The 21,456-nt window shown below is 52.1% G+C and carries 20 protein-coding genes; 7 read left to right on the top strand and 13 right to left on the bottom strand.

Features of this window, described 5'->3' with window-relative positions:
* Positions 1-89 precede the first annotated feature (89 nt).
* Together WKJ04_RS00630 and WKJ04_RS00625 are read left to right on the top strand one after the other, a co-directional pair.
* Entirely contained in the window at positions 90-422 is a 333-nt protein-coding gene (locus WKJ04_RS00630) for a DUF440 family protein (RefSeq protein ID WP_337878650.1), read from the top strand.
* A gap of 120 nt (positions 423-542) precedes the next feature.
* Positions 543-2,075 (top strand): hypothetical protein, encoded by a 1,533-nt coding sequence (locus WKJ04_RS00625; RefSeq protein ID WP_337878649.1) that lies wholly within the window; start codon positions 543-545, stop codon positions 2,073-2,075.
* On the opposite strand, the gene WKJ04_RS00620 is transcribed toward WKJ04_RS00625, so the two are convergent.
* Both WKJ04_RS00620 and rlmJ read right to left on the bottom strand, forming a co-directional pair.
* Positions 2,063-2,863: a S1/P1 nuclease gene (locus WKJ04_RS00620; RefSeq protein ID WP_337878648.1), complete on the bottom strand. Its 801-nt coding sequence runs from the start codon at positions 2,861-2,863 to the stop codon at positions 2,063-2,065. The genes WKJ04_RS00625 and WKJ04_RS00620 overlap by 13 nt on opposite strands.
* Position 2,864: 1 nt before the next feature.
* Positions 2,865-3,701, bottom strand: a complete 837-nt coding sequence (gene rlmJ / locus WKJ04_RS00615) for a 23S rRNA (adenine(2030)-N(6))-methyltransferase RlmJ (RefSeq protein ID WP_337878647.1) — start codon at positions 3,699-3,701, stop codon at positions 2,865-2,867.
* A gap of 134 nt (positions 3,702-3,835) precedes the next feature.
* Between rlmJ and WKJ04_RS00610 the strand changes: the two genes are divergently transcribed.
* Complete coding sequence (locus tag WKJ04_RS00610; protein WP_337878646.1) at positions 3,836-4,702, top strand: tRNA/rRNA methyltransferase; 867 nt, start codon at positions 3,836-3,838, stop codon at positions 4,700-4,702.
* On the opposite strand, the gene WKJ04_RS00605 is transcribed toward WKJ04_RS00610, so the two are convergent.
* Positions 4,699-4,833, bottom strand: coding sequence for a hypothetical protein (locus WKJ04_RS00605; protein WP_337878645.1), 135 nt, complete (start codon positions 4,831-4,833; stop codon positions 4,699-4,701). The two genes, WKJ04_RS00610 and WKJ04_RS00605, sit on opposite strands and share 4 nt — an antisense overlap.
* 134 nt (positions 4,834-4,967) lie before the next feature.
* Positions 4,968-5,732, bottom strand: coding sequence for a DUF4097 family beta strand repeat-containing protein (locus WKJ04_RS00600; protein ID WP_337878644.1), 765 nt, complete (start codon positions 5,730-5,732; stop codon positions 4,968-4,970).
* Positions 5,733-5,895: 163 nt separating this feature from the next.
* Between WKJ04_RS00600 and WKJ04_RS00595 the strand changes: the two genes are divergently transcribed.
* Positions 5,896-6,633 carry a sporulation protein gene (locus tag WKJ04_RS00595; RefSeq protein ID WP_337878643.1) on the top strand — a complete coding sequence of 246 codons (738 nt, stop codon included), beginning with the start codon at positions 5,896-5,898 and terminating at the stop codon, positions 6,631-6,633.
* Here WKJ04_RS00595 and WKJ04_RS00590 read toward each other — a convergent pair.
* A complete protein-coding gene (locus tag WKJ04_RS00590) occupies positions 6,605-7,240 on the bottom strand; it encodes a lytic transglycosylase domain-containing protein (protein WP_337878642.1) in 636 nt (211 codons plus the stop codon). The two genes, WKJ04_RS00595 and WKJ04_RS00590, sit on opposite strands and share 29 nt — an antisense overlap.
* Positions 7,241-7,447: 207 nt before the next feature.
* Between WKJ04_RS00590 and ahpC the strand changes: the two genes are divergently transcribed.
* A complete protein-coding gene (gene ahpC, locus WKJ04_RS00585; protein WP_337840783.1) occupies positions 7,448-8,014 on the top strand; it encodes an alkyl hydroperoxide reductase subunit C in 567 nt (188 codons plus the stop codon).
* A gap of 170 nt (positions 8,015-8,184) precedes the next feature.
* On the top strand, positions 8,185-9,732 hold the full coding sequence (gene ahpF / locus WKJ04_RS00580) for an alkyl hydroperoxide reductase subunit F (protein WP_337878641.1): 1,548 nt from the start codon (positions 8,185-8,187) through the stop codon (positions 9,730-9,732).
* Between the two features lie 54 nt (positions 9,733-9,786).
* Here the strand turns inward: ahpF and WKJ04_RS00575 are convergent, their stop codons facing one another.
* From WKJ04_RS00575 to WKJ04_RS00565, 3 genes are all read right to left on the bottom strand, one after another.
* On the bottom strand, positions 9,787-10,185 hold the full coding sequence (locus WKJ04_RS00575; RefSeq protein ID WP_337878640.1) for a hypothetical protein: 399 nt from the start codon (positions 10,183-10,185) through the stop codon (positions 9,787-9,789).
* Positions 10,186-10,250: 65 nt separating this feature from the next.
* Entirely contained in the window at positions 10,251-11,258 is a 1,008-nt protein-coding gene (locus tag WKJ04_RS00570) for a GGDEF domain-containing protein (RefSeq protein WP_337878639.1), read from the bottom strand.
* 78 nt (positions 11,259-11,336) lie between these two features.
* Complete coding sequence (locus WKJ04_RS00565) at positions 11,337-11,885, bottom strand: NAD(P)H-dependent oxidoreductase (protein ID WP_337878638.1); 549 nt, start codon at positions 11,883-11,885, stop codon at positions 11,337-11,339.
* Positions 11,886-12,319: 434 nt separating this feature from the next.
* Here WKJ04_RS00565 and WKJ04_RS00560 point away from each other — a divergent pair, with 434 nt between their 5' ends.
* The gene (locus tag WKJ04_RS00560) at positions 12,320-15,253 is read left to right on the top strand and encodes a TonB-dependent receptor (protein ID WP_337878637.1); all 2,934 of its coding nucleotides are present in this window, start codon (positions 12,320-12,322) and stop codon (positions 15,251-15,253) included.
* Between the two features lie 132 nt (positions 15,254-15,385).
* On the opposite strand, the gene yjjX is transcribed toward WKJ04_RS00560, so the two are convergent.
* The 5 genes from yjjX to WKJ04_RS00535 form a co-directional block, all read right to left on the bottom strand.
* Complete coding sequence (gene yjjX / locus WKJ04_RS00555) at positions 15,386-15,898, bottom strand: inosine/xanthosine triphosphatase (RefSeq protein WP_337878636.1); 513 nt, start codon at positions 15,896-15,898, stop codon at positions 15,386-15,388.
* A gap of 73 nt (positions 15,899-15,971) precedes the next feature.
* On the bottom strand, positions 15,972-17,555 hold the full coding sequence (locus WKJ04_RS00550; protein WP_337878635.1) for a sulfotransferase: 1,584 nt from the start codon (positions 17,553-17,555) through the stop codon (positions 15,972-15,974).
* A 119-nt stretch (positions 17,556-17,674) separates the two neighbouring features.
* Entirely contained in the window at positions 17,675-20,065 is a 2,391-nt protein-coding gene (locus tag WKJ04_RS00545; protein ID WP_337878634.1) for a TonB-dependent receptor, read from the bottom strand.
* 220 nt (positions 20,066-20,285) lie between these two features.
* Positions 20,286-20,990 (bottom strand): YebC/PmpR family DNA-binding transcriptional regulator, encoded by a 705-nt coding sequence (locus WKJ04_RS00540; protein ID WP_337878633.1) that lies wholly within the window; start codon positions 20,988-20,990, stop codon positions 20,286-20,288.
* Positions 20,991-21,016: 26 nt separating this feature from the next.
* Positions 21,017-21,412 carry a ribonuclease E inhibitor RraB gene (locus WKJ04_RS00535; protein ID WP_337878632.1) on the bottom strand — a complete coding sequence of 132 codons (396 nt, stop codon included), beginning with the start codon at positions 21,410-21,412 and terminating at the stop codon, positions 21,017-21,019.
* Positions 21,413-21,456: the final 44 nt, after the last annotated feature.

Genomic DNA, 21,456 nt, shown 5'->3' with positions numbered 1-21,456 from the left:
TGACACCAGAGACTTTTGCGGCTGGTGCCGGTCGGGCGCTATAATCGGCGCCATAAACGCCTATTGACCGCTTTTAAAGGAAACTGCCGATGTCGATCCCTGAACTGGAACTCTGGACCCTGGATGAACTCTGTGATCATGCTTTTGTTATTTTTGAAGAGCTGGCCGAGGAGAATCTGAACGCGGCGGATTATCAGCTGTATCTGCAGCATGCAGACGCAGCTGCTTTTGTGGATTTGGTGAGTGCTACGGATGAATGGCAAGACTGGTTTGCCGTAGAACTTGAGCCACAATTGCATCTGGAAGCCCGTATTGGTCTGGCCGATGTTGCGGGGCAGGAAGAAATTCTGCTGGCCCGGATTCTGCTCAGCAAAGAAAAACATGAAACTTTGTGTCATGCACGCTGGCGCGGCCAGGAATAAAGGCTGCTGCAGGCTTCAACGGTATTGATTTTTCCAAATTACTTGTTTGCCTGAAAGTAGAATAGGCCTACACTAAGAAAATCATGTGGTTATATGCTTTTCAATAGGTGGAGGCCCTGGTTGAGTCTGACCAAATTTGATTTCAGTAAGTTTTTTGATTTGCAGGTACTGGTGATAGAGCCAGACCCTGCTGCCTTGCATTTAATGAAACAAATTTTGCAGGGTCTCGGCATGAAAAAGCTGGAGATGGCCCGCTCCGTGCACGATTTGCTGAGCCTGGATCATCCGGCACCTTATGACATTATTTTCCTGGCTGAGGAGGTGGAGCCAGGCCAGACAGGGCAGGATTTAGTAGAACGTATTCTCGATAAACAGCTGCTGAAATCGTCCAGCCGGCTGGTGTTGCTGGCCAATCCCAACGAACGCTTGCGCCATGCACTGGATTACCCTTTTCATCAAATCAGTCTGCTGGAGCGGCCCTGCAATAAATACCATATTGACGACGAGCTGAAACAGCATGTAAAGCTGGCGCCTTTTCTGGAGCCTTGCCTGGCACTGCTGCAAAAACGCCGTTATGTTGACGCCTTTAAGCAGATTACCGAGCTGCAGCAAAAAGCGGGTGCCGATGCCCCTGTCCAACTGCTGCAGCTGAAAGTGGCGGTATTGCTGGAACTGGGGGTGTATGAGGCAGCCGCTGGTCTGATTAAAAATGCCTGTGCCCGGCAACAAGGTTGGGCTTTGTGGGCGCAATTCCGCATTGATTATGAAAACGGCGAGCTCTCGCATTGCCGGGAGTTTCTGCAAAACCCGGCGGATGAACTGCAGCCGTATCAGGAAAAACGTGAGTTCTGGTCAGTGTTTCTGGCGATGAACGATGATGATTATGCAACAGCAGCGCACTATGTCAGTCAGATCCCGGCCGCAGGCATGTCGCTGCAGATGATACAGCTGGTTCAGCTGGTGCTGGTACTGTCAGGGCAGCATGAGCAGGCCATTGAATTTATTGAACGTAAACGTCGACTGGCCGGGAGCGGCTACAACTATTGTGCACTGAGCCTGAGCTTATGCCGGGTCTTGTTGTATCTGGCCCACTACAAGAATCAGCAGACAGAGGCGCTGCAAAATCTGCTGACTCAGACCTTCAGGCAAGTCGTGGCTGATAAAGAAGTACAGGCCTTTGCTGCCGAAGTGATCTGGTTACAGGCCAGCCTGATGCAGCTCAGTTCGGGCGTGACAGCAGTGGAAGAGTTTCTGGAGCGTCAGCGCAGCCATCTGGAAAGCATGCCCATGTCACTACCGGCTTTGTATCATGGCGCCTTGTTGATGAACCGTATAGGTAAGGCTCAAGCCGCTTTTGAGTTGCTGCTGCGGGCCAACCGTTTGTTAAATCAACTGCCTTACCATGCAGGCAGAATATACGCTGAAGGCTTGCAGCGGCAGAGTTTTCAGCTGCTGTACCCGCCAGAGCAACGGGCTCAGGCGTATTGCCGCATGGGTCAACGTTATCAGCAGGATGGTGAACTGAAGCTGGCCGCCCGAATGTTTTACAGCGCTTATCAGCTTGAACCGACAGAGCTGGAGCACCAGCTGCAGCTGGCCAATTTATTAAGCCAGCTGAAGCTGAACAAATTTAAATCCTTTCAGTTGCCCTGAGATGCCTTGGCTGGCTGAGTCCAGCCTTGCTCCAGCAAGAAGGCGAGGCGGACAGCAGCCTGCTGCAGGCGTTGTTCCAGTTCGGGCAGATGCGTTGTTGTGTAGTGTGCGTCCACCAGCATGCCAGGTTTGTACCCCTGATAAATCAGCTTGACCAGCAGCACCGACTCATTGGCCCAGTCCAATACATTGACGGACTGCCACTGTTGCTGTTTCTGCAGCAACCTCTGATACAAAGCCTGTTGTTTATCCGCTGCACTGTAACCGGCCTGCTCCAGAATGACGTAGTCCCAGACGCCATGCAGGTTGGACGGTTGACCATCCACATAAACCGCGGTTTTATTGCCGCCCAGATCGTCGGCATAACCGGCATGCAGAGGCTGATGTAAATCACCGACAAAGTGGCCGGTAAACAGCAGCGCTTCCAGCTGGGCTCTGGACGGAGCGAAAGGCACCAATTTCTGGCTTTGCTGCTTTATCGCCGATAACACACAGCCTTTTGCCGGGCAGTGCGCCATGCTGACACTGGTGTCACTGCGCTGAATATTGACGTAGTGCCAGACGGCTGTGTGTTTGTATTCTGGTAACGCCCGTACCTGATCCGGCCAGGAACAGGCGGTGCCAAAGTGTTTTTCCTCATGCAACGCCAGTAACTGGTCCACTTTCTGTTGGGACTCCGGGCTTAGCAGTTTGTACGCCATATCACAGACCATCTGGTGACCGACAGGGCCAAAGGCCAGGGCCTTGGCGCACATCAGGCCAGCAACGAGCAGCAGTAGCCAGCGCATCTTATTCCTCCACCTGTTGTTCAATCCGGATTTGTGAGTTGTGCTGGGCCAGCAGCGGGTCCAGCTCTAACAAAGCCTGCTGCATTTGCTGTTTCAGCCTGTAAGGCGGGTTGATCACCAACATGCCTGAGCCTGTCATGCCAAAGCCGCAGCTGTCTGGCAGAGGGCTGTATTCAATACGCAGCTGATTGCGGATACCTGTGTTGGCAATAGCTGTCAGAAAGGCCTCCACAGCGCTGCGTTCAATCACCGGATACCAGATGGCGTAGGTGGCCTGAGGAAAACGCTGATACGCCTGCTGCAGACCTTTGACCAGATCCTGGTATTCGGTTTTCAGCTCATAAGGCGGGTCAATCAACACCAGGCCGCGTTTGGCCAGCGGAGGCAGCATCGCCTTGATGCCGTGCCAGGCATCCATCTGTTCAATGCGGCAATGCCGGCGCTGCACAAACTGGCTGGCCAGAATAGGGTGATCGGCCGGGTGCAGCTCAGTGGCCTGAATGGTATCGCCGGGCCGGCACAGCAAGGCGGCAATTTTCGGTGAACCCGGGTAAAACTCTAACTCGCCGTCATTCAGGCTTTTCACCAGCGCTATATAAGCCGCCAGCTCCGGGCTATTCGCCTGGTAGTCGAACAGACGGCCTATGCCGGTCTGGTACTCGGCGGTTTTTTGCGCCTGAGCACTGTGCAGGCTGTACAAGCCGGCCCCGGCATGGGTGTCGTGGTAACAGAAAGGTTTATCTTTTAATTTCAGGTAGTTGAGAATGGCTACCTGCACCAGGTGTTTAATAACATCGGCATGATTGCCAGCATGATAGCTGTGGCGATAACTCAGCATAAGAAAACCAGAACAAAAACAAAACGCCAGCATACTGGCTGGTGCACGAAAGGCAAGCTTTGTGCGGTCTGCTACTGTGGCACAGGATGACAAACTGCTACACTAAGCGCCATTTTTACCGCACTGGACCCATCATGACCGACCATCGTTCAGCCAAACGCCGTACAGGCCCCCGGACCGACAGCAACAGCCTGATGCACAAGCCCTGGGCAGCCAAAGCAGGGCAGGAGCTGGCAGGCAAAAAGCCGGTTTCCGCCAAAGTACTGAAACAAAACCGCAGCGAAGAAGCGAAAATTTATGGCGAAAATGCCTGCCGGGTGGCGTTTGAGCAGCGGCCTGAGGCCTTGGTGCGTTTGTATCTGAATGAACAGCTGGCACCTAAATTTGCCGATCTGATGAAGTTTCTGGCCCAGGCGAAAAAGGCTTATCACATTGTTTCTGACGACGAGCTGGAGAAGATCAGTGGCAGCCAACACCATGGCGGTGTGGTGCTATTGCTCAAACGCAAGCCTGTGCGTTCTGTGGCGACATACCTGCAGCAGGTGAAAAAACGCGATTGTCTGCTGGCACTGGATGGTGTGGGCAACCCGCATAATCTGGGGGCTATTGCCCGCACCTGCGCCCATTTTGGGATCAGCGGTATTCTGATGAAAGACGCCGACTTGCTGGCCAATGGGGCCGCCGCCCGCACCGCAGAAGGCGGAGTGGAGTTTGTCGAAGGCTTGCACTGTGACAGTCTGCCATTGGCGCTGAAGCTGTGCAAAGACGCGGGATACACTCTGGTGACCACTTCCAGTCATGGTGGCGAGTCGTTGTACAAAACGACATTACCGGCCAAAGTGGTGGTGGTCTTTGGCGAAGAAATGTTTGGGGTGTCGCAGTCTGTCGCGAAAGCGGCGGATATTGCGCTGCAAATTCCGGGCACTGGCCATGTGGAATCGCTGAATGTCAGTGTCGCTGCCAGTTTGATCCTCGGGGAGTGGTACCGTCAGCAGGGTTAGAGCATCAGCGCAAGCCAGCAGGATTGCAGCGGGCTGGTGAGCACAGGCAGATAGGCGCCTAACGCCAGAATACTGCTCAGTACCAAAAAGCTGATACCGGCCGATCGAAGTTCTGTTTTGCTGATATGCATCTGTCGTCCCTCTGTTTTAGCAAAAGTGTGCGACAAATCGGATTGCAATGGGCCACTGAAGTGGCAAGCGGCAATAAGAAGGGACAAAAGGCCAGCCCGGCGCAATACCGGGCTTTGTCTGTGTGGGGGGCGACTCAGTCCTTGTTCAGTTCAACGGCGCCCTGAATATCTGTTAAATCCAGTTCGCCGGAGCCATCGTCGTCCAGCACAAAACTGCCGGCCTGATGCACTGAAATACTGCCTGAACCGTCTGATACCCGGACCTGACCACCGACCTGACGCACCGTAATGTCACCTGAACCGTCCTCAATACGGACAGCCCCTGCCACCTGTTGCACCTGGATGGAGCCTGAGCCGTCGGTGATTGACAAGGAGCCGCTGAGATGGCTGATCTGCATCTCTCCCGAGCCGTCTTCAATCTCAACAGAAGCGCCACCGTCGAGCGCAATAGCGCCTGAACCATCTTCAATGGCGATATCTGCGGCCATGCCATTGATACTGATAGTGCCGGAACCATCCTCTATCTGCAGTGCCAGTGCTGCCGGCACAGTCACAACCAAATCAATGCGGGGCGATTCGCCTGTGCAGATCCCAACACAGTTATTGTCGGTCAGGGCTTTGAGTATGGCGCTGTCCCCCTGGCTTTGCAAACTGAGCTGAACCTGAGCTTTGTCCTGATAATACAGCCTGGCGTCAACATCAATCTGAGTGTGATTGGCTTTGCCGACAATACGGACATCCCCGGCCTGACTTTCCAGCACTAACTTTTTCAGGCCTGCACTGGTGACAAATAAAGTCTGCTGTTCCTGCACTGCAGGTTCCGGACTGGATGCATTCACATGAACGACACAGGCACTGAGCAGCAGCGGAAGGGTCACAGCGGGAAACAGGCTTTTCATAAGGTTCTCCTTTTTCTTTTAGTCTGCAACAGAGCTCTGTCCGAACGCAAAGAATAAAACTGTTTTTATTCAATGCCTTATAATTTGTTACCTTTTTTCAGGCACGGATGATCGAATTTAACAGCCAAAGAGGATATAACGAAAACAAACCAAGGAGGACGCCATGTTTAAGCAATTGTTAGCCAGTGTGGGTATTGGTGCGGCCAAAGTCGACACCGTCTTGTTAACCGATCAGCTGTTGCCGGGCCAGCAGTTTCAGGCTGAGATTATTATCCGCGGGGGGGAGGTGGAACAGCATATCCAGGGGCTGGAGCTGGCCCTGATGACGCGGATGAAAGTGGAATCCGGTGACAATCATTATTACAGCGCTCTGGCTCTGGCCCGCTGGCATCTGGCGGATAGGTTCAGCATTGGTCCCGGCCAGGAAAAACGCTTGCAGTTTAAAGGCCAGCTGCATCCGGAAACGCCGATCACTGAATTGCCGGTGCGTAATAACCAGACCGCTGTCTGGCTGGCTACAGGTTTATCGGTCGATAATGCACTGGACCCGTCTGACAAAGACCGGCTTTTTATTAAGGCCCCAGAGTTGGTGAGCCGGGTGATCCAGGCGATGGACGAGCTGGGACTGAAACTGGTGAAAGCGGACGTGGAAAAAGGCTACGTCAATGCCCGCACCTTCCGTTCCAGCACCGGCTGTTATCAGGAACTGGAGTTCAGACCCAAAGGTTTTGGTTTATTCAGCATTAATGAAGTGGAACTGTCTTTTGTTTGCGAAGCCGGGCAAACCCATGTGCTGATCGAGCTGGACAGAGCCTTCCGGCGTGACGGCTTTCAGGCTCTGACTTTCCCCAACACCAGCTCTGTCGCTGAGCTTAAACAGCGTCTGCAGGCTTTGCTATAGCCTGACGGTAACGCTGCAGCAATAATTTGACCCTGGCAATGTAACGCTGGGTTTCAGCGTAAGGGGGAATGCCTTTGTAGTGTTCCACTGCGCCGGGACCGGCGTTATAAGCCGCCAGCGCTCGTTCCAGCTCACCATCAAATCGCTGCAGTTGTTGTTTCAGGTAGGCTGAACCGGCCTGAATGTTCTCTTCGGTATCCAGGCTGTTGTTCACTCCAAGGGCTTTGGCGGTCAGCGGCATCAGTTGCATCAAGCCCAGAGCGCCAGCTTTAGAGCGCGCTGTGGCGTTAAAAGCGGATTCTGCGTGGATCACCGCCCGGATCAGGGCCTGCTCAAGCTGTTGTTGCCGGGCGGCCTGGCGGATCGGGTTTGCATATTCTGTGAGAAAAAGTGGTGTGTCAGCCCAATTGACTGCCGGTGTCAGGCCACAGGCAGCGCAGTCGTAATTTCGCACACGAAAAGGCGTTGTTTTAGGTGCGGTATCCGCAAACACCGGTGTCCCCCGGGGATCTGTGTACTGATACACTGACACTGGGTTTGCTGTTGCTGCGGTCAGCTTCAGAAAGAAAATCAATAACACAGCGTAGCTAATGCCTTGAACTGTCACAATTTGCCCCCATGCTGCTGTGAGTGTTTCATCAGTCTAGTCCAGAAGTGCATGCTGACGGCGCGGGTCCTGCTGGTTGAGTTTTGTTCAATCATTTTTATTGATTAGATTTATGGATTTAATTCGTTGTATGAAATCATCGGACCGGACTACACTGTGCAACATCTGATGTGTGTTCAATTTCACTAACCAACATGGAGTATGACAATGTCTTCTATTATCAACACCAAAATTAAGCCGTTTAAAGCCACTGCATTTCATCAGGGCAAATTCGTACCAGTGACGGATCAGGATCTGGCTGGCAAATGGTCTGTTGTGGTGTTCTACCCGGCTGACTTCACCTTTGTATGCCCAACTGAGCTGGGCGACCTGGCTGACTTCTATGCCAAGTTCCAGGAAATTGGTGTCGAAGTGTACTCAGTGTCTACTGACACTCACTTCACGCACAAAGCGTGGCACGATGCTTCTGAGACGATCAAGAAGATCAACTACCCAATGATCGGTGACCCAACTGGCACTATCACCCGTAACTTCGGTGTGATGATCGAAGAAGAAGGTCTGGCTCTGCGCGGTACTTTTGTGATCAACCCAGAAGGCGAAATCAAAGTGGCGGAAATCCACGACCTGGGTATCGGCCGCAGCGCGGCAGAACTGTTCCGTAAAGTACAGGCGGCCCAGTACGTGGCAAACCACGACGGCGAAGTATGCCCAGCGAAATGGACTCCGGGTGAAGCGACGTTAGCGCCATCTCTGGACCTGGTTGGTAAGATCTAAGTCTTGGTAAGACAGAGGGGCTGACCTCCAGCCCCTGTATTCAAACCGGCTGGCACAGCCGGTTCAATTCCAGATTTTTAATGTTTTGCCCGTGGGATTTATCCCGCATGGCGAAGCTTTGCCAAAAGGCAACAGCAGCAGACCAGTAGAGGCAGTCAAAGGAGCTAAATATGTTAGATGCAAGCTTAAAATCTCAGTTACAGACGTATTTGCAATACCTGAAAAGCCCGGTGGAGCTGGTGATTGCATTGGATAACAGCGAGAAAGCCGCTGAAATTAAAGCGCTGGCCGCAGATATTGCTGGTTTAAGTCCGCTGGTTTCCGTCAAAGAAGAAACGGACCTGACAGTCCGTGCGCCGTCGATGGCTGTGCGTGGCACTGCCAAAAACAGCCTGATCCGTTTTGCCGGTGTACCTCTGGGTCACGAATTTACCTCGCTGGTGCTGGCCTTATTGCATTCTGGTGGCCACACCATCAAAGAAGAGCAGGCGGTGCTGGAGCAAATTGCCAGCCTGACCGATGAGCTGAATTTCGAAGTCTTTGTGTCCTTAAGCTGCCAGACTTGCCCGGAAGTGGTGCAGGCACTGAACGTGATGGCGGCCGTGAACCCGAAGATTAAAACCACCATGATCGATGGGGCTGTGTTTCAGGATGAAGTGGCCAAGCGCGCTATTATGGCGGTGCCGACTGTGTTCCTGAATGGTCAGCAGTTTTCACAAGGTGCCATCAGCCTGACCACTATTCTGAACAAAGTAGACAGCAACGCTGCAGCCCGGCAGGCCGACGCGCTGAAAAACAAAGCGCCGTACGACATGCTGATCGTCGGCGGTGGCCCGGCAGGTGCTTCTGCGGCCATTTATTCTGCCCGTAAAGGCCTGCGCACCGGCGTCGTGGCTGAGCGCTTTGGTGGCCAGGTGGCTGATACTGTTGGTATTGAAAACTTTATTTCGGTGAAAGAAACCGAAGGGCCAAAGCTGGTAGCGAATTTAGAAGCCCATGTCCGGCAGTATGACGTGGACGTGATGAACAGCCAGAAAGCGGTGAAGTTGAGTCAGGGCACTGAGCATCTGGAGCTGGAGCTGGCCAACGGTGCTGTATTAAAAGCCAAAAGCCTGGTGTTATCGACCGGTGCCCGCTGGCGCGAAATGAACGTGTCAGGGGAAAAAGAGTACCGCGGCAAAGGGGTGGCCTATTGCCCACACTGCGACGGCCCTTTGTTTAAAGGCAAAAAAGTGGCGGTGATCGGTGGGGGTAACTCCGGTATTGAAGCGGCGCTGGACCTGTCTTTGATTGTGGAGCATGTGACTGTGCTGGAGTTTGATGCCAAGCTGCGTGCTGACGCTGTGCTGGTGAAAAAAGCCGAATCCACGCCCAACATCACCATTATCAAACAGGCACAAACCACTGAAGTGCTGGGGGATGGTACTAAAGTGGTGGGGCTGCAGTACACAGACCGTGCGACAGGCGAGAGCAAAACCGTCGAGCTGGCTGGTATCTTTGTGCAGATTGGCCTGGTACCAAATACAGAGTGGCTGCGCGGTGCTGTTGAGCTGACCAACCGCGGCGAGATTATTGTCGACGGTTATGGCAAAACATCACTGAACGGCGTGTATGCGGCAGGCGATGCGACCAATACCCCGTTTAAGCAAATTATTATTGCGATGGGATCGGGGGCCACAGCTGCTTTGGGTGCCTTTGATCACCTGCTGCGCAGCTAATTTGCTAAAAAGGAAAAAAGGGCTGGTTTGAAACCTGATACCAGCCCTTTTTGTTTATGCGGGTTTCGACCTTGGCGTCGCCGCTGCTTTACTGATGGCATAGCCCAAGGCGAAATAAATCATCAGGGTATGAAAGACCACCACACTGAAAAAACTCAGCACGGCATCGCTTAAGCCACTAGTTTGCACGGAGCCGACGCTGATAAATACCAGGGCGGCCTGCACCAGCGCGTCCAGCATCGCCAGGCCGTAGGTGAGCCGGGGGCGGTCTGTCAGCTGCAAATTCTGGTGCTGAGCCTGATACCAAGGGACCAGCCAGAGGCAAAGCAGCGGTGGGGCCAGCACATCGGCAACAAAACCCAGCCTGACAGGTTGCACTGCATGCAACAGGGCCACGCCGAGTAACACAAGAATGGTCAGAGCCAGGTAACGTGGCAGAAAAAACATCAACATCAGCAAACTCCTGCAAACCCTAATACCTTCAGCATAATGCAGAGTCTGTGGGCTGGCGTTACGACTTAAGTCGTAACATTCTGTTCTGCCTGCATCACTTTGTTGCGGCCCTGATGCTTGGCCTGGTACAGCGCCTGATCGGCCAGCTGCAGCCAATGCGACCAGTCGCGGGCCTGGCTGGTGCAGGCGATACCTATGGACGTGGTGATGGTTTTGTCATCCGGCAACGTCAGTTGCTGCCAGATCCCATGACGGATTTTTTCCGCCAGTTGGTGCAAATCGGCTAATTCAATCCCTTGCACCAAAATCACAAATTCTTCACCGCCATACCGGTAAATCTGGTCCTGCTGACGCACCATTTGCCGCAGCAGAGGCACCAGTTGCATCAGGATCTGGTCACCTGTCTGGTGACCATACTGATCATTAATGCTTTTAAAGTGGTCCAGATCAAGCAGCATCAACCCTGAATCCCTGCCTGTGGTGCGGTAGTGCTGCACTGCCGCTGTCAACTCATCGGAAAGGTGATGTCTGTTGCAAGCACCGGTCAGGGGGTCTATCGTCGCCAGTTTCCGCAGCTCATTGCGCTGCAAATGGGTACGGTAGGCAAAAATATAGGCAAAGATGCAGGTGATTAAGGTGGTTGCGATAAAGACGACAAACTGAAAAGAGCTGGCAAATATATGGCTTTCGTCTGACAGGTACAGCAACGCAATAGCGGTCAGCATCGACAGCAATAACCAAAGGGCTTTGAGCGGCGCAACCAGGAAAAACAGAAACATCATTAATGGGTAGATCCAATACAGCGCATCTGACCCCAGTTTATACACGACAGTGACAGCGCCAATACAAAAAGCCACGGCCATCATCAGGCCTGGCCGTTCAGTATCACCGGTGCGCCAGGCCCATTGAACCGAAAGCGAGCAGGTGCCAATCAGCAACAGATCCACAGTGGCAACCAGATAATCCCCGCTGGCCAGACGGTAGAGCACAAAAGGTACCAAGGTGAAACTGGCCAGCACGCCGACCAGTGTCACCATCATCAGGTAAAAATCCTGTTTTAAACGCTCAATCAAGCGACAACCTCTTATCCGTGGGTTTTTGCTTTGGCTAATCTGACAAACTTTTTAATCAGGCACAAGCACTGCCTTGTTTTAATTGCGGATCTTCGCTGTTAATACGGCCAACGCCTGCAGTTGTTGCTGGATCAAACCCTGAATACGTTCATCCACCAGTTCACCCTGCTCATTAAAGCTATTACCGAAAGAATTGCAGAATACTTCAGGTTTATTCACCAGGTGCAAATCGAGAAAAACACAAACCTGGCGTAAATGGTACTGAGCCCTGGACGTGCCCATACCGCCACCGGACCCCAGAATGGCCGCAGTTTTGCCAGCCAACACGGCATTGTTTGGTTCACGGGATAACCAGTCGAGTGCGTTTTTCAGGGCAGGCGCAACAGAGTAATTGTATTCAGGGCAAGCCAGCAGCAACCCATCAGCGGCGGCTGCCTGTGCTACCAGTCTGGTCACGCTGGCCGGTTTTTCTGCCAAATCTGCATTGTAAAATGGCAGCTCCGACAAGTCCGCCAGTTCAATCTCAATTCCTGCCGGAGCCTGCTGCATCGCATACTGCAACAGTGCTTTATTCGTGGATTTTTGCCGTAAACTGCCACAAATCGCCAGAATTCTTAAATTTGCCATGGTTCACTCCTTGTTGGTTGAAGCCCCAGCTTAGGCTGTAAGGTGCAGTCAGATCCAGCCCTTTCCGTGCATGGTCACAGCTAAGGATCGGTTGATGCGCCTGAATGGCAGTCAGTTCAGTCATATTCGTTTCATCATTCTCACGAATAATGAATAGAAAAATGACCTGATTGTCTATGATTCAGAATTTATAAACAGATTGATGATATTTATTGAATTATAGTAATGTTAAGTTATGTAAACTTTTATTTTGTTTTGTATGTATTTAATTACTTATGTTTTCATTATGGGTTAATTAAATTTGTTTATGTGGTTTTGGCTTTGTTTTTTGTTGTTTCATCGATGGTGTTGTTTCTTTGTGTTTCCTCTGGGGGTACTGTTTTTTTGTAGATTATTTCTACAAACAAGAAAATAATAATATCCAGGGGAAAATTATGAGATATGCAAAAAAGAGTTTGCTGGCGTTATCTATTGCCTCTTTTATAGGCATGCCTGCAGTAGCTCTTGCAGAAGATATTGTTGGTACTATTAATGCTGCCAACTCTACAACCTATAAAGTCAGTGTAAAAAATAAAGCGACGGGATTGAGCCGTGAGGTAACACCGGCCAGTAATGGCGCCTTTCGTATTTCTTCGTTGCCTACAGGAGAATATGAGCTGACCATTGTGAAAGATGGAAAAATTGTCACCACGGATAAAGTGCGTGTTACTTTAGGTAGCAACACTCAAGCCAGCTACAATTTGAGCAGCTCTGGTTCTGAAGGCTTGGAAGTGATTCAGGTCACCGGCAGCCGCATTAACCCGATCGATCTGACCACCAGTGATTCTGGTTTGGTTGTTGGCGAAATCGAAATTGACCGCATGCCAGTAAACCGAAACCTGACTGCTATTGCTTTGCTGGCTCCGGGAACTGTGTCTGGTGATAGTCGTTTTGGGAATACAGCGTCGTTTGGTGGTGCATCTGTTGCAGAGAACTCATGTTATATCAACGGCATGGAAGTAACTGATACCAGCCAGGGTTTAGGTTGCGGTACAGTACCTTTTGAATTCTACAAAGAGTTCCAGGTAAAAACCGGTGGTTATTCAGCAGAGTTTGGCCGTACTACAGGCGGTTTAATTAACAGTACGACTAAAAGTGGTACCAACGAATGGGAGTTTGCTGCTACAGCATTGTGGACTCCGGCTGGTTTAGCTGAGTCAGGCTCTGTCTCTCGGGGCGATGGTGGTACAGGTGAAGTGTTCCGTAACACGACCCAAGACGAATACACCGCAAAAGAGATTACATTTTCTGCTGGTGGGCCGTTAATTGAAGACAAGTTGTTTATCTATGCTTTAGTGAACCCCCGTAATATTCAGGATGATTTTGCATCCTATACAGGGACAGATCGTTACACTGGAACAAACCGTTTTGTAAAACGTGATTCAAGTGGCGGAGATAATCTGTTTTGGGGTACCAAAATTGACTGGTTAATTACTGACGATCATACATTGAGTTTCTTTGCCTATTCCAACCGTAGCGACACAACGTCAGATACTTATGGTTTTGATGGTGAAACCGGAGAAATTGGTAGCCTGCTCGGTACTACTATCCTGAAACGGGGTGGGGAGCTGAAGAGTGTCAACTACACAGGCAACTTCACCGATGATTTAACCTTGAATTTGATGTACGGTGAAATTGAAACTGAGTACACCAATATTCCTGGCAATTTGGATTGCCCAACGGTCACTGATTCACGTGGTCTGCCAGAGAAGATCACCAGCTGTGGTCCTGGAGGTAGTTATGGTGACAACGTCGATAACAACGAACAGTTTCGTTTAAACCTTGAGTATGTATTGGGTGATCACTTGGTCCGGGCTGGCTATGATAAACAGACTCGAGACACTATGCATACCTCAGCTCCTATTACAGGGCATAGTTGGACCTATCAGGCTTTGGCAGCCGGAGCATCCAGACGTGTGGGTAATAACCAAAATTACACCAACACTACAGACAGTACCATTTACTACGTGAGTGACCGCATTTTTGCTGGTGGAGGTGGTTTTACTACTGACTTAAATGCCTGGTATTTGGAAGATGAATGGCAAGTTACGGAAAATCTGCGTTTAAATGCAGGGATCCGCAAAGACAAGTTTGAGAATGCAGGGGTAACAGGTTTGTTGTTCTCTTCATTTGATACTGATGTAGCTCCACGCCTGGGCTTTAGTTTTGATCCCACAGGTGAAGGCACGTCAAAATTCTTTGGTACTTACGGTCGTTATTATTTACCGGTACCAAACAATACCAACTATCGTGCGGCATCAGGTGTCAGTGATACCACCACTTTCTATACCTTTACCGGTTATGACAGTACGGGGGCTCCAACAGGTCTGACTCCGCTGGCTGGCGCTAATTCAACAGTTGTGAACTCTGTACCCAATCCTGCAGTCCAGGCTACTTTCCAGTCAGAAGAAGCCGACCCATTTGCCAAAGATGAATATATTCTGGGTTATGAAACTCAACTGACCGACGATATGACAGTGTCAGTGCGTGGTATATACCGTGACGTAGTCTCTGCACTGGATGATTACTGTGGTCCTTTAGCTTCTCAGGCAACCTGTACTCTGTTAAACCCAGGCCAAGATTCTACCTGGCAATTAGATAATGATGGCGATGGCGTGATTGATGCCGATAGCCGTCGTACCTACACTGCTGAAGAGATTGGTTTACCAGAAGCGAAAAACGAATACACCGCGCTTCAAAGTCAGCTTGACTACAAAGCTGAAGCGGCACGGGTCACTCTGGTTTATACCTGGAGTCGTAGCGTGGGTAACTTTGAAGGTGCTGTGAAGTCAGACATCGGTCAAGCCGATCCAGGTATTACACAGGATTTTGACTTCCCGGCTCTGATGGATGGCGCGGATGGTTATCAGGCCAACGACAGACGTCATGTGTTTAAACTCTATGGTAGCTATGATCTGACCGAAGATCTGACGATTGGTTTTAACAGCACTCTGGCAAGCGGTCGTCCGAAAAGTGCGTTTGGTTCAGGCTACCCGAACATAGATCCAATGGTTTACGGCAGCTATGGCGACACGTTCTACATCTATGATTCAGAGACCGATAGCTTCAGATTTGTGCCTCGTGGTTCAGTTGGCCGTACACCTTGGACCTTTAAAGTAGACTTATCTGCCAACTACAGTTTCGAACTGGGTGGTGTCGATATGAGAGCAACGCTGAACATCTATAACGTTTTGGATTCTCAGGAAATTGTTTCTGTGAACGAACACTATGAAGCTGGCACGGCGGGAAGTCGTAACGAGTTTTATGGTGCGGCTTATAGCTGGCAGGCTCCTCGTTCAGTCCAACTGGGTTTAGAAGCTCGCTTCTAATGCTGTAAAACGGTGTAAACATGTTTGCAGCAAGGACGCTGCACGGTAAAAGCCTGCTTAACGCAGGCTTTTTTGTCAATTTAAATCCAGCTCCTGGGGAGGTGGATTTTTTTTACATGCATTGAGAATGCGTTATCTGTTGAATAACTCCGGGTTTAAAAAGGGGATCAATGCCAGGATTAGCGCCTGATGATAAACCGAACTGCGGCTGAGTGTATCTCTGGTTAACAGGGCTATGGCGCCGCCTTTTTGTTTCACATTCTGCTGGGCAAACATCTGGTCCATCACATCCCCCAACTCCAGGCCTTGTTGCAGGGCTTCTAGTGCTGTTGGCGGCAACATCAGACTGGCCGAGCGGGCTTTGCCATACTGGCCCTGGTGTTCAATCAGCATCCAGGCAAAAGTCATATCGCCATCCAGTCCGGCTTCTATGGCTACTTTGTAATCGGCATCAGCGTGCTGCAGCGCCTGCACCCGGTTCAGCGCGCCCTGCAGGGTTTCGTCGCTGGTCATCGGCTGGGCGGCCACGCCGCTTTGTGTGGCGACACCAGAAACGGATAAGCCGGCACTGCCAAAAACTTCCGCAAAAGCCGATTCCACAGCGCGGATTTTGGCCGGGTTGGCCGAGGCGACCAGAACTTTCATCGCAGTAGTCCTTGAACTGAAAAACAGCGCAACAGTATAAAGCCCTTAAGTTCAGACACCTAGCGCTATGGTCTCAAAATTCTGGCCACTCAAAGGGCAACTGGTGCTGCTCTAAGGCCTGCAGCAAGGGGGTTATCGCCGGTTGGTACCTGGCCCAGCGGCCGACGGCTTTGGTGTGAATGGCTTCCCGCACCTGCACTTTGGACGCAGTGGCGACAGGGCTGGTATTGCGCTCAGAGATAAAACAGCCAGGTTCAGCACTCAGGCCACAAAAACTCAGCAAAGCCTGGGTTTGTTCGGCAGGCTGGCGCACCAGTTGTTCATAGGACTGAAAACGAATTTGTGGCAGTTGCTGTTGTTGCCAGAACTCTGTCCAGCGGTAAAACCCGGCGTAAAAAGCCGCGGTGTCTGCCAGGTCAAACACATAGCTGTAATAGGGGTTTTGCAGCGAAAACAGCGCCCGGTAATTGCCCAGGCAAGTGTCGGCCGGGTTGCGCAGCATCCAGATAATTTTTGCCTGTGGAAAAGCGCGGCGCAGCAGGTCAACGTAAAAGAAATTAAATGGCAGTTTGTCGATAAAATGCGGTTTGGCTCCCGTCAGCACCCGGCTGCGCTGCAAATAACGTTCGGCTATTGCCGCCGGATCCAGCTGGTACGCCGCACTTAAGGTGGCCGGGTCTAACACTGCCTGGCCGGGGCTTTGGCTGAGTTCTTTGACGGCAGTGGCAAAATCCTGCAATTCACCGGCCGACTGCACCTGGCTGTGGCTGCTTAAAATCCGTTCCACCAGCGTGGTGCCGGAGCGTGGCATACCAATAATAAAAACTGGCTCGTTGCTGTCGCTGCCTGTGGCGGGGGGCTGGGCGTGCTGCGCCAGTTGGGTCAGGGCCGGAAACAGCTGCAGCAATTGCGCAACCGCGTTGGGTTGCGTCTGCTTTTTCTTTTGTTTGGCCTGCTGCAGTGTGGCCAGTGCGTCGGCAAAGGCCCCTTGCGCTTCCTGGTACCGGGCCAGCGCATGACTGGCGATCAGCCGCTGTTCCGGGTCCTGCTGCTGGCGGAGTAATTGATGCAGCTGAGCCATGGCAGAGGGCGCCTGTTCAGCGCTGTCCAGTTCACTTAAGGCATACCAGGCCGGGCTATGCTCCGGGTTTAGCCGGAGGGTGTGCTGCAAGGCGTGACGGGCAGCGGCAAAATCGCCGCAGAATTTCAGCGCCACCCCATAGTTGTACTGATAGGCATCCTGTTGTGGGGCCAGGGCGACAGCCCGGGCAAAATAACCAAGGGCGGCCTGATGATCGCCAAGCCGGGTCAGCGCCACCCCCAGCGTATCGGCCCAGCCTGCCTGCGAAAGCCCGGCGGGCTGCAAAGCTTTGATCAGCTGCTGCACATCGGCCATCTGTGCCAGCAAACTGCAGACTTTGATCAGCAGCACACGAAACTCCGGTTCATTGCGCAGTTTCAGCGCCTGCACCAGCAGCGCTTTGGCTTTGTGTAACTGCTGGTGCTGCAGCTGGATCTGCGCCATCAGGAAATAACTGTCGGCAACAGCGGGCTGCTGCCGGACCAGGGTGGCGAGCAATTGATAGGCCGCTTGCCCCTGTTGTTGCTGTATCAGCTGTCTGGCCTGCAGTAACGCCTCTTGGGTTGGATCTGACATAAAGTTCCGCTTAAAAAACAAAGCGCCCGCAGGCGCTTTGATCCTCTGTGACCTGGTATACCGCTTTGCCGCTTAAAGTTCAAACTGATAGTTAAACTTCAGGCCCAGAGTACGGGGGGTCAGAATGTAATGGCCATAGTTGCGCTGTTCATCTCGTCAAAACGCGCCAGACCAATATCACCGCGGTCACGGCGGGTGGCCGTATAAGCGTATTTATCAAACAGGTTATCGATATAGAAAGTGACAGACCAGGCCTCTTCCGCCAGTTTGGCCGAAAAGTTATTCACCGCATATCCCGGCAACACTTCAGCATCGGCACGCAACCCCACTTTGGTGTACACATCGCTCTGATAAGTGACGCCATAACTCAGGTCCAGCGCTTTGTCGTCAAACACTTCAGTCTGATAGTTCAGGCCAAACGACAGGCTGTGTTCTGGGGAGCCTGGCAGGCGGTCACCGGCTTTACCGTCGTAGTAATCCTGCAGCTCTGTGCCCTGGTCATCCACCACGGCAAAGAGGAAAGGTGCATCTGAGGTCAGTTCTGCCTGAGTGTAAGCGTAGGTCAGGTAGCTGCTGAGCTCACCGGTCAGTACAGCACGGCCGGAGAATTCCAGGCCCTGGGCTTTGGCGGTGGCAGCGTTTGTGGTAATAGGCTGCTGACCATTGATGGTGGCCCCTGTCACCTGCGCGTCATCCCAGTCCACCCGGAATAAAGCGGCATTTAAATGCAGCTTGTTCTTCAGCCAGCTGGATTTCAGCCCCAGCTCGTAGTTGGTGGTGGTGTCAGCGGCATAGAGGCGCTCGCTGGGTAAAGCGCAAACAATCTGACGGTCGTCCGGCAAGGGATCCGGGCAAGGGGCCACACCGTTGGAGCCACCGATGCGGAAACCTTCGCTAACGGTCATGTACAGCATCAGGTCTTCGGTCAGTTTATAGTTGCTGTTAAATTTCAGCAGGTTGCCATTGTCTTTGGCACTGGTACCTTCAAAGTCCAGAATGATTTGGTCTGACGGTGCGCCATCAAAGACTGAGTTATACAGAGGTAAATCAATGGCTGAGGCGGAATTGACACTGTAACGGTAGAAGCGGGTGCCCAGTGTGACCTGCCAGGCGTCAGTGACCTGGTAACTCAGCTCACCAAACAGTGCTTTTTCAATCACTTTGGTCTGGTCGACCGAGATGTATTCCAAAGCGTCCGGTCGCGGGTTGCCGCCGGTTTCCCATTCGGTCAGGGCGTATTCAGCAAAACCAGGGGTAAATTCTTTACTCAGGCCGTCGAATTCATTGTTGCTGTAGTAGCCACCGACAATCCAGCTGAAAGCGTCGTCACCGCTGGACACCAGGCGCAACTCCTGGGTAAAGGTTTCATCTTTTTCGTCTTCAAAGGTAAAAGCGGAAAAAGCCGGGAATTCTTCGTAGCCGTAATCCAGCCGGATCAGCAGGTCGCTCTGGTCACGCTGGCCTTGCTCTTTGGAGGTGGCCAAACCTGTGGCGGACACCAGTTCGGCAAAATCCAGGTCCACTTTCATTTCCAGGCTCAACAAAGAGTCGTCCAGATCGTTCGGCTCTTCATAACGGTAAGCGGAATCGTACTGGCCAATCTGTGGTGCCAGCGGGTTATCGGCGCCCAGGCTCTGGTAATGGCTGATCGAGCGGCCTTCGGCCTGCTGGCTCTGGTAGTAGTAGTTCAGGGTGGAGTCAAAAACGTCATTCGGTGACCAGCGCAGCGCAATACGGCCGGTCAGAATTTTTTCACCGTTGGCGTCGGCTTTGCGGCGCAGGTGCGTATCCACTTGCTCAGCATTGCTCCAGTCCGGATCGGTCAGGCTGACACCAGGCTGACGCACCAGGTAGTTGTAATCAATAAAACCCGGGTCATTGACGTAATTCAGTGAGGTGCGCAGCGCCACAGTGTCGCCAGACAGGGGCAGGTTCAGAATAAAACCACCTTCAGCACCCTGGCTGTCACTTTCTGCATTTTGTGAAATATCGCCAAAGACTGAACCGCTGGTGACGCCAAACTCAGGTTCTTTTGCGATATAACGGATGGCGCCCCCTAAAGTACCGGCACCGTACAGTGTGCCCTGGGGGCCAATCAGCACTTCGACCCGCTCAATGTCGACCAGACGTAAGTCCATCTGCACCGGCATTTCGCCAAGGTAAGTGGCGACAGTGCCACCGTCCGAATCCGGACCAGAGGAATTGGTGTTCAGGCCACGTACAATCAGTGGTGTGCCGTCACGGCCCCCTAAATCAGGAATAGTCAGGCCCGGCACCCAACGCGCCACATCGGCCAGCTCCGTCATATTTTGCTGCGCCATCACGTCGTTATCCAACGCAGTGATATTCAGCGGTGCATCCTGCACTGTGCCAGCCCGGCGGGTGGCGGTGATACTGATTTTTTCAATCTGCGCCTCTTCGGCGCTGCTTTGTTGTTGTGCCTGAACTGCAGGCAGAGTGCTCAGCGCGGTACAGACCGCAACGGTTAACAAATGGGGTTGGAAACGCATCAGAGGAGCCTCGGTTATCCTGAAAAGTTGTGATTTCATCGGATAAGAACACAAGCCGGGATTTAGCTCAAGGTTGCATTAGCATAAGTGAATATAATTCAACCAAACTTTGGTTTTTTTCTGCAATCTATTGCGTTTATTTTGATTTTTTATGCAAAAAACCCGGGAACTCTGGCGGGTTTCCCGGGTTTCTATTCAAGTTAATTCACTGTAAAAATGGTTAACCAGCCAGGCCAACATAGACGTTTTGCACGTCGTCGTCGGCGTCAATCGCCTCGAGGAAGGCTTCCACTTCGGCCCGTTGTTCATCGGTCAGGTTGCTGACCGGGTTGTTCGGTCTGTACACCAGCTTGGCCGAAGTGACGGTAAAGCCGTGGTCTGGCAGCGCTTTGGATACAGCGTCCAGGTCGGTTGGTTCAGTCAGGAACAGGGTTTCACCTTCTTCACCCGCTTCAAAATCCTGAGCACCGGCTTCAATGGCGGCCAGTTCCGGGTCGGCATCCGGGCTGGTGGGCGTCGCTTCAATGGCGCCCAAGTATTTGAAGTCCCAAGAGACTGAACCCGAAGTACCCAGCTGGCCTTTACGGAACAGCACCCGGATACTTTGAGCGGAACGGTTTTTATTGTCGGTCAGACATTCAACAATGACCGGCACCTGATGCGGCGCAAAACCTTCGTAAGTGACGGCTTCGTAGTTGACCGGGCCATCCAGCAGGCCTGCGCCTTTTTTAATAGCGCGTTCCAGTGTGTCGCGTGGCATGGAGGCTTTTTTCGCCGCTTCCATCGCCACCCGCAGTTTGGCGTTCATATCCGGGTCGGCGCCGTTACGGGCGGCCACCATGATCTCTTTGGCTAATTTAGTAAAAATACGGCCTTTGGCGGCCGCAGCGTCTTGTTTATGTTTGGCTTTCCATTGAGCGCCCATAAGTCGTTCTCGCTGTTTTTTGAGTTTTAATGAGAGTGACCACAGTGGTCATCGCAGTGGTGATCCTGGTCGTCGTCGGCAAATTCGTCGTCGCCGTCCTGGTGTTGCATCACACCCCACCCATCGTTGTAACCGCCGAATTTTTTGGCGAATTTATCCAGCTCTTTTTCTTTGGCGGTGATAGCTGCATGCTCCGGCAGCATGTTCAGACAAACGATCAGTTCCCACTGATCCAGATCGTTCAGGTTCAGCTCCACTTCACCGTCCATCTCACTGGCAGCCAAGGCAGCCAGCGCCTGTTCGGCTTTGGTTTTGTCTTCAAACACCAGATAAAAATCCAAAGCCAGCACCTGGTTCAGGTCCATGCCGGATTCAGCCATCGCTTTGAGCATATCGCCATTGCCATCATCAGGAAATTGCATCTTCAGTTCTCCGCAGTTGAAGGGACCGGCGCTTTGTCTGGCCC

The sequence above is a fragment of the Rheinheimera sp. genome (assembly GCF_037442345.1).
Lineage (GTDB): Bacteria > Pseudomonadota > Gammaproteobacteria > Enterobacterales > Alteromonadaceae > Pararheinheimera.
This window is presented reverse-complemented; position numbering and strand designations above follow the sequence as displayed.